Below are 13,301 nucleotides of genomic sequence, written 5' to 3' on the forward strand. Positions count from 1 at the left end.
CAGAGGTCGGGTTGTTTGATGACGCCAGAGGAGCGCTGTAACTCAGTACAGACGCTCGCGACGGCGCTGCTCGCGCTGTACTTTCTTGGCGTGGCGCTTGACCGCGGCGGCAGCTTTACGCTTGCGCTCGGCGGTGGGCTTTTCGTAGAACTCGCGGCTACGCACTTCGGCCAGTACACCGGCCTTCTCGCAGGAACGCTTGAAACGACGCAGCGCTACGTCGAAGGGTTCGTTTTCTTTGACTTTGACGTTGGGCATCCAGGTCGTACCTTCAAATTTACCGAGGTTTAATCCAACGCTAGCGGCAAAAGGGCACGGGAAGCGTCGGTTTTTAAGGGTTGCGGATAGTAACGCTTCAACTGCCCCGCTGCCAAGCCCCGGCGGACGAAAAGCGCTGGCCGGTGCTGGAAGCGGCGCTTATCATGCGCAGCCTGACATTCTATACCCTCGAAGGCTTATCTCCATGCGTGTTCTGGGACTGGAAACGTCCTGCGATGAAACTGGCGTCGCCCTCTACGACAGCGAGCGCGGCCTGCTGGCCGATGCGCTGTTCAGCCAGATCGATCTGCACCGCGTCTACGGTGGCGTGGTACCGGAGCTCGCCTCGCGCGATCACGTCAAGCGCATGCTGCCGCTGATCCGCGAAGTGCTGGACGCGGCGGGCAGCCGTCCCGCGGACGTGGACGCCATCGCCTACACCGCCGGCCCCGGCCTGGTCGGCGCCCTGCTGGTGGGCGCGGCCTGTGCCCAGGCGCTGGCGCTGGCCTGGGGCGTGCCCGCCCTGGGCGTCCACCACATGGAAGGTCATCTGCTGGCGCCCATGCTCGAAGAGCAGCCGCCGCAATTTCCCTTCGTCGCCCTGCTGGTCTCCGGTGGCCATACCCAGCTGGTGCAGGTCGATGGCATCGGCCGCTACAGCGTGCTGGGCGAGTCCCTGGACGATGCCGCCGGCGAAGCCTTCGACAAGACCGCCAAGCTACTAGGCCTGAGCTATCCCGGTGGACCGGAGATCGCCCGCCTGGCCGAGCGCGGCGTGGCGGGGCGCTTCCTCTTTCCGCGCCCCATGACCGATCGGCCCGGCCTGGAATTCAGCTTCAGCGGCCTCAAGACCTTTACCCTCACCACCTGGCAGCGCTGCCGGGCGGCCGGTGACGACAGCGAGCAGACCCGCTGCGACATCGCCCTGGCCTTCCAGACGGCGGTGGTCGAGACCCTGGCGATCAAGTGCAAGCGCGCGCTGAAGCAGACCGGGCTCAAGTCGCTGGTGATCGCCGGTGGCGTCAGCGCCAACCGCGCGCTGCGCGAGAACCTGGAGCAGATGCTCGGCGAACTGGGTGGTCACGTCTTCTATGCGCGGCCGCGCTTCTGCACCGACAACGGTGCCATGATCGCCTATGCCGGTTGCCAGCGGCTGCTGGCCGGCCAGCAGGAAGGCCCGGCCATCGCCGTCAAGGCGCGCTGGCCCATGGAGCAGCTGGCGGCGCTCTGAGACGGGCGGAGGGCGCCAGCGGGCAATCCCCGGACGGCGCCAGGGTCAAAAATGACGCTCGGTCCCCTGGCGCAGGGCGCGCAGGTTGTGGCGGTGGCGAATCAGGATGAGCAGGGCGAGCAGCAGCATCGGCGCCAGCAGGTCCGGACGTTGCCAGGCGAACAGCGGCAGGATGCCGAGCACCGCGACCAGGGACGCCAGGGAAGCGATCCTCAGGCTGGCGAATACCGCGGCCCAGAGCACCAGCCCTAGCAGCGCCGCTGGCGGATAAAGGCCGAGCAGCAGCCCGGCCGCCGTGGCGACGCCCTTGCCACCGCGGAAATGGAAGTACAGCGGATAGAGATGGCCGACCACGGCGGCCAGCCCGATCCAGGCCTGCTGCAGGGGTGCAAGCCCCAGTTGCTGGGCGATCAGTACGGGGATCAGGCTCTTGCTCAGGTCGCCGGCGAGGGTCAGCAGGGCCAGCTTGCGTCCGGCTAGGCGCAGCATGTTGCTGGCGCCGGGATTGCCGGAGCCGTCGTGACGCGGGTCGCGGGTGCCGAACAGGCGACTGAGCAGCACGGCGAAGGACAGCGAGCCCAGCAGATAGGCCAGCAGGAGCAGCAGCCAGAACATGGTAGGGTTCCGCGCCAGGAGAAGGCTCGATTCTACCGACAGCCCGCCGCCCGACGATAGGCCGGCGGTGACGATCACACAGAGCACGACAAAGGTGCGAGGCAAAGGCAGTGGACAAGGTTTTCATCGAGGGACTCGAGGTCGACACCGTGATAGGGGTGTACGACTGGGAGCGTGACATCCGCCAGTGCCTGCGCATCGATCTCACCATGGGCTGGGACATCCGCGCGGCGGCGGCGAACGACGAACTCGAACATACCCTGAACTACGCGGCAGTGGCCGAGCGCATCACCGCCTTTGCCCACGAGACCGCCTTCGAATTGGTCGAGACCTTCGCCGAGCGCCTGGCCGCCCTGCTGCAGGCGGAATTCAAGCTGCCCTGGCTGCGCCTGCGCATCACCAAGCCTGGCGCGGTACCGACCGCTCGTGGCGTGGGCGTGGAGATCGAGCGGGGGCAGGCGTGACCCGGGTCTATCTGGGGCTGGGCAGCAACATCCAGCGCGAGCAGCACCTGGGCATGGCCCTGGACGAACTCGCCGAGCTGCTGACCGATCTGCACTGCTCGCCAGTGTTCGAAAGCGAGGCAGTAGGCATCCGCAGTGCGCCCTTCTTCAATCTCGTCGTAGCCGGCGACACCGACCTCGATCCCGCCACCTTGAGTCAGAGACTCAAGGCCATCGAAACCCGCAGCGGGCGCTATGCACCGGATCGCCAGGGTCTGCCACTGGACATCGACATCCTGCTGCACGGCGACCTGACCGGCGAGTTCGCCGGCCTGACCCTGCCGCGCGCCGAGATCCTGCGCAACGCCTTCGTGCTCTGGCCACTGGCCCTGCTGGCCGGCGAACGACGGCATCCGGACAACGGTCGGCGCTTTGACGAGCTGTGGCAGGAGATGCGTGGCCAGACCACCCAGGTGCTGCGACCGGTAGCTTTCAGCTGGAAGGGTATGGAACTGACGCCAGACGCGTTGCTGGGCGCCGATCGGGTGTAACGCGGCGGTCGTTGGGCTTCGCTGTGCTCAACCCAACCTACGGGAGCTCTTCCCCCTCTCCCTTTGGGAGAGGGCTGGGGTGAGGGCACGCCTCGCGAAGGCTCTCCAGTGGAAAAGGCTGCGCCGTTTCCACGCTACGGCTTTAACACAGGCTCCGCCCAGCTCGGACAACCCCCTCTCCCTCAGGGAAAGGGTCGGGGTGAGGGTCGCTTGGGAGGAGCTGCGCTGTGCTCAACCCAACCTACGAAAGCTGCGCCAGGGCCTCGATGCGGGCTTGCTTGAGGGCCTCGCCCAGGGCGGCACCCTTGAAGCCCTGGGCGACCAGCGGCTGGACCGCGACCCCGCGCACTACCTCGGCCGCCTGACGCAGCAGCGCCAGCGGTGGCTCGCCCTCGGCGGGCCTGACCGCTGCGGCACAGGCGCAGGCCTGGAGGAACTCCTCGAAGCGCGCCGGGCGGCGCAGCACGTCGAAGCCCTGCAGCAGCTCGAACCAGGCCTCCGGGGTCAGCTGTCGGGCCTGCAGCGCCGTGGGCCAATGGCGCGCCAGCAGCAAGGCCAGCTCGGCGGGATCGCGCGGTACCTTGAGGCGGGCGTTGAGGGCTGCGTGCTGCTCTTCCGGTACGTCCAGCAGCAGGCAGGCCCAGCGCACGTTCAGCGAGGCTTGGACCTCGGCGCTCTGGCGCAGGATGGCATAGACCCGGGCACCCGGCTCGGGCTGCTCGCCGGCGAAGCCGGCAGCCACCTCCGGCAGCAGCGCGGCCAGGGCGCCGCAGTCGTGCAGCACCCGAATGAAGACATCGGGTCGCTCTTCGAGCAGGGCGCGGGAGATTTCCTTCCACAGTCGCTCGGCGGTCAGGGCATCCAGCTCGCCACTGGCGACCATGTCCTGCATCAGCAGCAGCGTCTCGGGCGCCACCTGGAAACCCAGGCTGCAATAACGGGCGGCGAAGCGGGCGACCCGTAGCACGCGCAGCGGATCTTCGGCGAAGGCGGGAGAGACGTGACGCAACAGGCGCGCCTGGAGATCCGCGCGCCCGCCATAGGGATCTATGACCTGGCCGTGGTCGTCTTCGGCCATGGCGTTGACGGTCAGGTCACGGCGGATCAGATCCTGCTCCAGGGTGACATCGGGCGCGGCGTGAAAGGTGAAGCCGCCGTAGCCACGCCCGCTCTTGCGTTCGGTGCGGGCCAGGGCGTATTCCTCGCCGGTCTGGGGATGCAGGAACACCGGGAAGTCGGCGCCCACCGGGCGATAGCCCTGGGCAGCGAGGGCTTCGGCGGTGGCACCCACCACGACCCAGTCGACCTCCGTTACCGGGCGACCGAGCAGGCGATCCCGTACGGCACCGCCCACCTTGTAGATTTGCATAGAAAAAGACCTCCTTGCGGAGGTCTAGGATAGCCCGAAAGATCGGCTCGACTCAGATCGGCGAAGCCAGATCCAGACGCCGGTCGTGATCGCGGCTCTCGTGGCGGGGTGGAACCTGGAAGCTCTGGGCCACGTCGTCGCCCCTCATGCTTTCCAGGCGGATATCGAAACCCCAGAGTCGGTGCAGGTGCTTGAGCACCTCGTCCGTGGAGTTGCCCAGCGGCTTGCGGTCATGCTGGAAGTGGCGAAGGGTGAGCGAACGATCGCCACGCCGGTCCACGTTCCAGATCTGCACATTGGGCTCGCGATTGCCCAGGTTGTACTGAGCGGCGAGTTGCTCGCGGATCAGCCGATAACCGCCGTCGTCGTGGATGGCCGCCACCTCCAGTTCGTCGCGCTGGTCGTCATCGAGGATGCTGAACAGCTTGAGGTCGCGGATCACCTTGGGCGAGAGGTACTGCAGGATGAAGCTCTCGTCCTTGAAGCTCTTCATGGCAAAGGTGACGGTGGCCAGCCAGTCGCTGCCGGCGATCTCGGGGAACCAGCGGCGGTCTTCGTCCGTGGGGTCCTCGCAGATGCGGCGGATGTCGCGGAACATGGCGAAGCCCAGGGTGTAGGGGTTGATACCGCTGTAGTAGGGGCTGTCGAAGCCCGGCTGGTAGATCACCCCGGCGTGGGATTGCAGGAATTCGAACATGAAGCCTTCGGTGACCAGGCCCTCGTCGTAGAGATCGTTGAGCAGGGTGTAGTGCCAGAAGGTGGCCCAGCCCTCGTTCATCACCTGGGTCTGGCGCTGGGGATAGAAGTACTGGGCGATCTTGCGCACGATGCGGATCACTTCGCGCTGCCAGGGCTCCAGCAGTGGCGCGTGCTTTTCCACGAAATAGAGGATGTTTTCCTGAGGTTCGCTGGGGAAGCGCGCCCCTTCGTCGTGGGCTTCCTTGCCGGCCATCTTGGGAATGGTCCGCCAGAGGTCGTTGACCTGACGCTGCAGCTGCTCTTCGCGCTCCTTCTGCCGCTGGCGTTCCTCGGCGGCGGAAATGGGATAGGGCCGCTTGTAGCGGTCCACCCCGTAGTTCATCAGCGCATGGCAGGAATCGAGCAGTTCTTCCACGGCATCGATGCCATGGCGTTCCTCGCACTGGGTGATGTACTGCTTGGCGAACACCAGGTAGTCGATGATTGAGCTGGCATCGGTCCAGGTGCGGAACAGGTAGTTGCCCTTGAAGAAGCTGTTGTGGCCGTAGCAGGCGTGGGCGATCACCAGTGCCTGCATGGTCATGGTGTTCTCTTCCATGAGGTAGGCGATGCAGGGATCGGAATTGATCACGATCTCGTAGGCCAGCCCCATCTGGCCGCGGCTGTAGTGCTTCTCGGTATGGAGGAAGTGCTTGCCATAGGACCAATGGTTGTAGCCGATGGGCATGCCGACGGAAGCGTAGGCGTCCATCATCTGCTCGGCGGTGATCACCTCGATCTGGTTGGGATAGGTGTCCAGCGCATAGCGCTTGGCGATCCGGGCGATCTCCCGGTCATAGGTCTGGATCAGCTCGAAGGTCCATTCCGAGCCGGTGGAGATGGGCTCACGTTTCATGACACGAGTCTCCGCTGGAACAGTTCGCGGAACACGGGATAGATATCCCCCGCCGAGACGATCTGCTGCTGCGAGAAGGAATCCGGGAAGCTGCCCCGGACGTTCTCGTATTCGTACCACAGCGCCTGGTGCTCGCGCGGGGTGATTTCCACATAGGTGTAGTACTGCATGAACGGCAGGATCTGCTTGGTCAGGATCTCCCGGCAGATGGGCGAGTCGTCGTTCCAGTTGTCGCCGTCGGAAGCCTGGGCGGCATAGAGATTCCATTCGTTGACCGGATAGCGCGCGGCCATGACTTCCTGCATCAGCTTGAGGGCGCTGGAGACGATGGTGCCGCCGGTTTCGCGGGAGTAGAAGAACTCTTCCTCGTCCACTTCCTTGGCGCTGGTGTGGTGGCGGATGAACACCACCTCGATGCGCTCGTAGTTTCTCTTGAGAAAGAGGTAGAGCAGGATGTAGAAGCGCTTGGCGATGTCCTTGGTCGCCTGGGTCATGGAGCCGGAGACGTCCATCAGGCAGAACATCACCGCCTTGGAGCTGGGGCTGGGCTGCTTGGAGAGCAGGTTGTACTTGAGGTCGAAGGTGTCGAGGAAGGGCACCTTGTCGATACGTGCGCGCAACCGCTCGATCTCGGCCTCCAGCGCCTGGATGTCACCCAGGTTGTCGGGCTCTTCCACCCGCAGCCGTGCCAGTTCGGCCTTGGCTTCGCGCAGCTTGTTGCGGCTGCCGCCGGAGAGGGCGATGCGCCGGGCATGGGAGGCACGCAGGGTGCGGATGATGTTGATCCGGGCGGGGTTGCCCTCGTTGCTGATGCCGGCGCGTACCGTCTTGAAGGTGTCGGTGCCGGTCAGCTGCTTCTTGACCAGGTTGGGCAGCTCCAGATCCTCGAACATGAAGTCGAGGAATTCGTCCTGGGTGATCTGGAAGGCGAATTCGTCCATGCCTTCGCCGCTGTTGCTGGCCTTGCCCTGGCCCTGACCACCGCCGCCGCCTTGGGGCCGCGGGATGCGCTCGCCGCTGACGAATTCCTTGTTGCCCGGGTGGACGATGGTCTGGCGTCCGCCCTTGCCCTGGTACAGCGCGGGTTCGTCGATGTCGCGGGCAGGAATGCTGATCTGCTCGCCGTGCTCCATGTCGGTGATGGAGCGCCGACTCACGGCTTCCTCGACCGCCTTCTTGATGTGCTCACGATAACGCCGCAGAAAACGCGTGCGGTTCACCGTGCTCTTGTTCTTGCCGTTTAGACGCCGGTCGATGACATAACTCATACAGGCCCTCCGGGCTATTGCAGGACGCCACGACGACGCGGCAGGCGCGTCGTCGCGGGTTCAGCCTCAGGCTGCCTTACTGCGACTTGCGTACCCGTGAATACCACTCGGACAGCAGTCGCACCTGCTTCTCGGTGTACCCGCGCTGGACCATGCGGGTCACGAAGTCGCTGTGCTTCTGCTGGTCTTCCTTGCTGGCCTTGGCATTGAAGCTGATGACCGGCAGCAACTCCTCGGTGTTGGAGAACATCTTCTTCTCGATCACCGCACGCAGCTTCTCGTAGGACAGCCAGCTCGGATTCTTGCCGTTATTGTTGGCACGGGCGCGCAACACGAAGTTGACGATCTCGTTGCGGAAATCCTTCGGATTGCTGATGCCGGCGGGTTTCTCGATCTTCTCCAGCTCCTCGTTGAGGGAGGCGCGATTGAGGATCTCGCCGGTTTCCGGATCGCGGTATTCCTGGTCCTGGATCCAGAAGTCGGCATAGAGCACATAGCGGTCGAAGATGTTCTGGCCGTATTCGCTGTAGGACTCGAGGTAGGCGGTCTGGATCTCCTTGCCGATGAATTCCACGTAGCGCGGCGCCAGGTATTCCTTGATGAATCTCATGTAGCGCTCGCGGGTCTCGGCCGGGAATTGCTCGGCTTCGATCTGCTGCTCCAGCACATAGAGCAGGTGCACCGGGTTGGCCGCGATCTCGTTGGCGTCGAAGTTGAACACCCGCGAGAGGATCTTGAAGGCGAAGCGGGTCGAGAGGCCGTTCATGCCCTCGTCGACCCCGGCGCTGTCGCGGTATTCCTGGATCGACTTGGCCTTGGGATCGGTGTCCTTGAGATTCTCGCCGTCATAGACGCGCATCTTCGAATAGATGTTGGAGTTTTCCGGTTCCTTGAGGCGCGAGAGCACCGAGAACTGGGCCAGCATCTTCAGGGTATCCGGCGCGCAATGGGCGCTGGCCAGGGAGCTGTTGACCAAGAGCTTGTCGTAGATGTGGATCTCGTCGGAGACGCGCAGGCAATAGGGCACCTTGACGATGTAGATCCGGTCGATGAAGGCCTCGTTGTTCTTGTTGTTGCGGAAGGTGTGCCACTCGGATTCGTTGGAGTGGGCCAGGATGATGCCGCTGTAGGGCAGGGCGCCGAGGCCTTCGGTGCTGTTGTAGTTGCCTTCCTGGGTCGCGGTCAGCAGGGGGTGCAGGACCTTGATCGGGGCCTTGAACATCTCCACGAATTCCATCAGGCCCTGGTTGGCCCGACACAGGGCGCCGGAATAGCTGTAGGCGTCCGCATCGTTCTGCGGATATTCCTCCAGCTTGCGGATGTCCACCTTGCCCACCAGCGCGGAGATGTCCTGGTTGTTCTCGTCGCCCGGTTCGGTCTTGGCGATGGCGATCTGGTTGAGGATGGAGGGGTAGAGCTTGACCACCCGGAACTTGCTGATGTCGCCGCCGAATTCCTGCAGGCGCTTGGCCGCCCAGGGCGACATGATGCTGCGCAGGTAATGACGAGGGATGCCGTAGTCCTCTTCGAGGATCTGGCCATCTTCGTCGGGATTGAACAGCCCGAGAGGCGATTCGAATACCGGCGAGCCCTTGATGGCGTAGAAGGGGATCTTCTCGATCAGGTGCTTGAGTTTCTCCGCGAGGGACGACTTGCCGCCGCCCACCGGGCCGAGCAGATAGAGGATCTGCTTCTTCTCTTCCAACCCCTGCGCCGCATGGCGGAAGTAGGACACGATCTGCTCGATGCAGTCTTCCATGCCATGGAAGTCGGCAAAGGCCGGATAGCGGCGGATGACCTTGTTGGAAAAGATGCGCGACAGGCGTGAATCACTGGTGGTGTCCACCAGTTCGGGTTCGCCGATGGCCATGAGCATGCGCTCGGCGGCACTGGCAAAGGCGGTACGATCCTTCTTGCAGATCTCAAGGTATTCCTGAAGGGAATACTCTTCCTGGCGAGTCGCTTCAAAACGCCCCTGGAAGTGACTGAAAATGCTCATGACGTCTCCTCGCTGGATACCCTGGACCAGCTTGGAATCGATGCCTGGAGCCTTGCCTTGCTGCCGGTGGGGAGCGGTCATGCCGGGCGACGAAAGATAACGTCTCTAATACCTTCGCGGTCGTCTTGCCTAATCGATCCTTACACGCCTGCAGAATAGGGTTGGGTTTCGAGAGACGCACGAAGGAGACCGATGGAAACGGTCCCCCTGGAATTCCCCCGAATCTCCAGTGGTTACACCGATGGTCCAAAGCCGGTTATCGAGCCCGCCGTTTCCGGAGGGCCTGATTCCAGAATAGTCCTATCTGCGAGATGTGGAAGAGCCAATTCGGTTTATTCTTGTAACGACAGCGTCAATCGGCTGTGCTAGAGGCCCGCTCAGGCCTGGCCGCTGGCGGTCTCGTCGGGATAGCGGGTGCGCCAGTTTTCGAAGCCGCCGTCGACGCTGTAGACCTGGCTGAAGCCCTGGCCGGCCAGGAAGGCGGCCGCACTCTGGCTGGAGTGACCGTGGTAGCAGAACACCAGCAGCGGCGCGTCCAGATCGGCAGCGGCGATGAAGTCGTGGATGTTCTGGTTGTCGAGCCGCTGCGCCCCGGCGACGTGCAGGGAGGCGTAGCTGTGCGGATCGCGGATGTCGACGATCTGGGCGCCCTGGCTGCGCAGCTCCAGGGCCCGCTCGGGGGAGATACAGGTGAATTCGCTCATTTCTTCTCCTTGCAACTGCAGAGATGACGGCGGTTGCCGTCGACGTCGAGCAGGGTCATGTCGCCGCCCCAGACGCAGCCGCTGTCGAGGGCCTCGACATTGGGCGCCGCGCAGCGACCCTTGAGCGCGGCCCAGTGGCCGAACAGGATGCGCACGTTGCGGGTCAGCCGGTGCTCATGGCTGAACCAGGGGGCGAAGCCGGCCGGTGCGCTGTCCAGGCCTTCCTTGCTCTTGAATTCCAGACGACCTTCGGCGCTGCAGAATCTCATGCGCGTCAGGTAGTTGGTGATCAGGCGCAGGCGTTCCTGGCCTTGGAGATCATCTTGCCAGAGCGCCGGCTCGTTGCCATACATCTGCTCGAGAAAGGGCACATGGGCCTGGTCATCGCGCAGCACGGCTTCCACTTCGCCGGCCAGGCTCATGGCCTGGTCCAGGGTCCACTGCGGCGGCAGGCCGGCATGGACCAGCACGCAATTGCGCTCCGCATCGTGCTGGATCAGCGGCAGGTGGCGCAGCCAATGCAGCAATTCGTCGCGATCGGGGGCGGCGAGGATGTCGCTCAGGGTGTCCTGTTTCTTCAACCGGGCGCCGCCCAGGGCCACCGCCAGCAGGTGCAGGTCGTGGTTGCCTAGGACGCTGACCAGCGAATCGCGCATCGCGTACAGGTATCTTAGGGTTTCCAGGGACTGAGGTCCGCGGTTGACCAGATCCCCTACCAGCCAGAGACGGTCCTGCGCAGGATCGAAGCGGACCTCGTCGAGGAGGCATTTGAGCGGGTCGAGGCAACCTTGCAGATCGCCAACGGCGTACAGCGTCATCGGGACTCCTAGTGCAGCGAGCCGGGTACGGCCAGGCGGAAGGTGGGGATGGCAGCTTCGAAGAGATGACCATCGCTGGCGACCATCTGGTAGCTGCCCCTCATGCTGCCGACCTGGGTCGGCATCAGGGTGCCGCTGGAGTAGTTGTGGGTTTCGCCCGGGGCTATCAGCGGCTGCTCGCCCACCACGCCCGGTCCGCGCACTTCCTGCGCCTCGCCGTTGCCATCGGTGATGATCCAGTGGCGGCTGAGCAGCTGCGCCGGCAGTTGGCCGTCGTTGCGGATGCTCACATCGTAGGCGAAGGCGTAGCGCTCCTGGCTGGCACTGGATTGCTCGGGCAGGTAGCGGGTGGTGACCTGCACGGTGATGAGATAGCGCGGATCGGGCTCGGTCACGGGAGAATTCTCTGCGGAGGCGGGTGGAAAGGCTTCAGCTGGACGCCAGCTGGTTGGCCAGGCGCACATAGGCGGCCAGGTCCAGCTGCTCGGGGCGCAGCCCCGGATCGACGTCGGCGGCCTCGATGGCGGCGCTGTCCAGGGTGCCCTTGAGGGTGTTCCTGAGGGTCTTGCGGCGCTGGCCGAAGGCCTCGCGGACGACGCGCTCGAGCAGCACCGGATCGCGGGCCACATGGGGCCGCTCGGTGTGGGGCACCAGGCGCACGATCGCCGAATCCACCTTGGGCGGCGGATTGAAGGCGCCTGGACCGACGTTGAACAGGTGCTCCACGCGGCAGTGGTATTGCACCATGATCGACAACCGACCCCAGTCGCCATTGCCCGGCACCGCGGCCAGGCGTTCCACCACTTCCTTCTGCAGCATGAAGTGCATGTCGGCGATGATGTCGGCGAAGCTGAGCAGGTGGAAGATCAGCGGCGTGGAGATGTTGTAGGGCAGATTGCCCACCACCCGCAGTCGATCGCCGGCGGCGATGCTGGAGAGGTCGTATTTCATGGCGTCACCCTGGTGCAGGGTGAACAGCGGATTGAGGCCGAACTTGAGTCGGAGCAGGGGAATCAGGTCCTGGTCCAGCTCGATGACGTCGAGCCGGGCACCGCTGCCGAGCAGGCCCTCGGTCAGGGCGCCCTGCCCCGGGCCGATTTCCAGCAGGCGCTCGCCGGGTCGCCCGTGGATGGCGCGCAGGATGCGATGGATCACCCCGGCGTCGTGCAGGAAATTCTGGCCGAACCTCTTGCGGGCGCGGTGTTGGTAGAGCTCGGTCATCAGGTGCTCCGGCGCAGGCAGCGGGCCTGCGATTTCAAGACGGCAAAGACCTACCAGTTTAGCAGACCCTTGGCCGTCACCGGAGCGCTCAGAGTCTCTTCATAACCTGCTGCGCGTCGGCCAAACTGCGTTGAAAAGACCTTCGGAATGCTCATTTACCATTCGTAAACTCCGCTTCCTCAGGGCTTTTCGCCTTGTTTGGCTCTAGCTCGCGAGGTTATGAATAGCCTCTTAGGTCACCGAGCGGCGATGGGCCGCCATGCTGTAGGCGGTCTCCAGGGCCACCTTCAGACTGCCGGTGTCGATGCGTCCGCTGCCGGCCAGATCGAGGGCGGTGCCATGGTCGACCGAGGTGCGGATGATCGGCAGGCCCAGGGTTACGTTGACCGCCGCGCCGAAACCCTTGTGCTTGAGCACCGGCAGGCCCTGGTCGTGGTACATGGCCAGGACGGCATCGCAGTGCTCGAGGTGCTTGGGGGTGAAGAGGGTGTCGGCGGGCAGCGGTCCGACGAGATCAAGGCCTTCGGCGCGCAGGCTGTCCAGCGCCGGCTCGATGATCTCGATCTCTTCCCGGCCCAGATGACCGCCCTCGCCGGCATGGGGATTGAGACCGCAGACTAGGATGCGCGGCCGGGCCACGCCGAAATAGCGCTGCAGATCGCCATGCAGGATGCGGGTCACGTCCAGCAGCGTCTGGTGGTCGATGGCATCGGCCACTTCGCGCAGCGGCAGGTGGGTGGTGACCAGGGCCACTCTCAGACCGGCGGTCGCCAGCAGCATCACCACCTGCGGGGTGCGGGTCAGTTCGGCGAGGAATTCGGTATGGCCGGAAAAGGCCACGCCCCCGTCGTTGATCACGCCCTTGTGCACCGGCGCGGTGATCATGCCGGCGAAGGTGCCGTCGAGGCAGCCCTGGCCGGCGCGCGTCAGGGTGTCCAGGACATAGGCGGCGTTGGCGGTGTCGAGCTGGCCGGTCACCACCGGCGCACCCAGTGGGGTGTCCCAGACATAGAGGGCACCGGCGGGTGCCGGGCGGTCGGGCCAGGCCGCGGGGGCGACCGTGATGAGCTCGATGGCGAGTCCCAGTTCGAGCGCGCGGGCAGCCAGGAGGTCGCGGCTGGCGATAGCGATCAGGGCGTGGGGCTGAGCCACGCGGGCCAGCAGCAGACAAAGGTCGGGACCGATACCGGCGGGCTCACCGGGGGTCAGGGCGAAGCGCAGGGCCATGGC

Annotated in this window: 14 protein-coding genes; 3 read left to right on the forward strand and 11 right to left on the reverse strand. The window is 64.5% G+C overall.

Features of this window, described 5'->3' with window-relative positions:
- Positions 1-42: 42 nt before the first annotated feature.
- A complete protein-coding gene (gene rpsU, locus QKY98_RS06985) occupies positions 43-258 on the reverse strand; it encodes a 30S ribosomal protein S21 (protein WP_007159750.1) in 216 nt (71 codons plus the stop codon).
- Between the two features lie 205 nt (positions 259-463).
- Between rpsU and tsaD the strand changes: the two genes are divergently transcribed.
- The gene (gene tsaD / locus QKY98_RS06990; protein ID WP_284670568.1) at positions 464-1,489 is read left to right on the forward strand and encodes a tRNA (adenosine(37)-N6)-threonylcarbamoyltransferase complex transferase subunit TsaD; all 1,026 of its coding nucleotides are present in this window, start codon (positions 464-466) and stop codon (positions 1,487-1,489) included.
- A 45-nt stretch (positions 1,490-1,534) separates the two neighbouring features.
- On the opposite strand, the gene plsY is transcribed toward tsaD, so the two are convergent.
- The gene (gene plsY, locus QKY98_RS06995) at positions 1,535-2,104 is read right to left on the reverse strand and encodes a glycerol-3-phosphate 1-O-acyltransferase PlsY (RefSeq protein WP_007159748.1); all 570 of its coding nucleotides are present in this window, start codon (positions 2,102-2,104) and stop codon (positions 1,535-1,537) included.
- 110 nt (positions 2,105-2,214) lie between these two features.
- Between plsY and folB the strand changes: the two genes are divergently transcribed.
- Positions 2,215-2,568 (forward strand): dihydroneopterin aldolase, encoded by a 354-nt coding sequence (folB, locus tag QKY98_RS07000; protein WP_007159747.1) that lies wholly within the window; start codon positions 2,215-2,217, stop codon positions 2,566-2,568.
- Positions 2,565-3,098, forward strand: a complete 534-nt coding sequence (gene folK / locus QKY98_RS07005) for a 2-amino-4-hydroxy-6-hydroxymethyldihydropteridine diphosphokinase (RefSeq protein ID WP_077171039.1) — start codon at positions 2,565-2,567, stop codon at positions 3,096-3,098. The genes folB and folK overlap by 4 nt, the downstream gene beginning before the upstream one ends.
- Positions 3,099-3,339: 241 nt before the next feature.
- Here the strand turns inward: folK and QKY98_RS07010 are convergent, their stop codons facing one another.
- The 9 genes from QKY98_RS07010 to pdxA all read right to left on the reverse strand — a co-directional run bounded on the left by QKY98_RS07010 (position 3,340) and on the right by pdxA (position 13,298).
- On the reverse strand, positions 3,340-4,467 hold the full coding sequence (locus QKY98_RS07010; protein ID WP_144954321.1) for a multifunctional CCA addition/repair protein: 1,128 nt from the start codon (positions 4,465-4,467) through the stop codon (positions 3,340-3,342).
- Positions 4,468-4,519: 52 nt separating this feature from the next.
- A complete protein-coding gene (locus tag QKY98_RS07015; RefSeq protein ID WP_027597513.1) occupies positions 4,520-6,061 on the reverse strand; it encodes a SpoVR family protein in 1,542 nt (513 codons plus the stop codon).
- A complete protein-coding gene (locus QKY98_RS07020; protein WP_007159743.1) occupies positions 6,058-7,329 on the reverse strand; it encodes a YeaH/YhbH family protein in 1,272 nt (423 codons plus the stop codon). Before QKY98_RS07020 ends, QKY98_RS07015 begins: the two co-directional genes overlap by 4 nt.
- A 76-nt stretch (positions 7,330-7,405) precedes the next feature.
- The gene (locus tag QKY98_RS07025) at positions 7,406-9,328 is read right to left on the reverse strand and encodes a PrkA family serine protein kinase (RefSeq protein WP_007159742.1); all 1,923 of its coding nucleotides are present in this window, start codon (positions 9,326-9,328) and stop codon (positions 7,406-7,408) included.
- 377 nt (positions 9,329-9,705) lie between these two features.
- Positions 9,706-10,032: a thiosulfate sulfurtransferase GlpE gene (gene glpE, locus QKY98_RS07030; protein WP_027597514.1), complete on the reverse strand. Its 327-nt coding sequence runs from the start codon at positions 10,030-10,032 to the stop codon at positions 9,706-9,708.
- Positions 10,029-10,850, reverse strand: coding sequence for a symmetrical bis(5'-nucleosyl)-tetraphosphatase (locus QKY98_RS07035; RefSeq protein ID WP_284670569.1), 822 nt, complete (start codon positions 10,848-10,850; stop codon positions 10,029-10,031). The genes glpE and QKY98_RS07035 overlap by 4 nt, the downstream gene beginning before the upstream one ends.
- An 8-nt stretch (positions 10,851-10,858) precedes the next feature.
- Positions 10,859-11,245: a Co2+/Mg2+ efflux facilitator ApaG/CorD gene (gene apaG / locus QKY98_RS07040; RefSeq protein WP_145248710.1), complete on the reverse strand. Its 387-nt coding sequence runs from the start codon at positions 11,243-11,245 to the stop codon at positions 10,859-10,861.
- 34 nt (positions 11,246-11,279) lie between these two features.
- Entirely contained in the window at positions 11,280-12,071 is a 792-nt protein-coding gene (gene rsmA, locus QKY98_RS07045; protein WP_017640354.1) for a 16S rRNA (adenine(1518)-N(6)/adenine(1519)-N(6))-dimethyltransferase RsmA, read from the reverse strand.
- Between the two features lie 231 nt (positions 12,072-12,302).
- The gene (gene pdxA, locus QKY98_RS07050) at positions 12,303-13,298 is read right to left on the reverse strand and encodes a 4-hydroxythreonine-4-phosphate dehydrogenase PdxA (protein ID WP_284670570.1); all 996 of its coding nucleotides are present in this window, start codon (positions 13,296-13,298) and stop codon (positions 12,303-12,305) included.
- Positions 13,299-13,301 lie beyond the last annotated feature (3 nt).

The organism is Pseudomonas sp. HR1 (assembly GCF_030175875.1).
In the GTDB taxonomy this organism is placed as follows: Bacteria; Pseudomonadota; Gammaproteobacteria; order Pseudomonadales; family Pseudomonadaceae; genus Chryseomonas; species Chryseomonas oryzihabitans.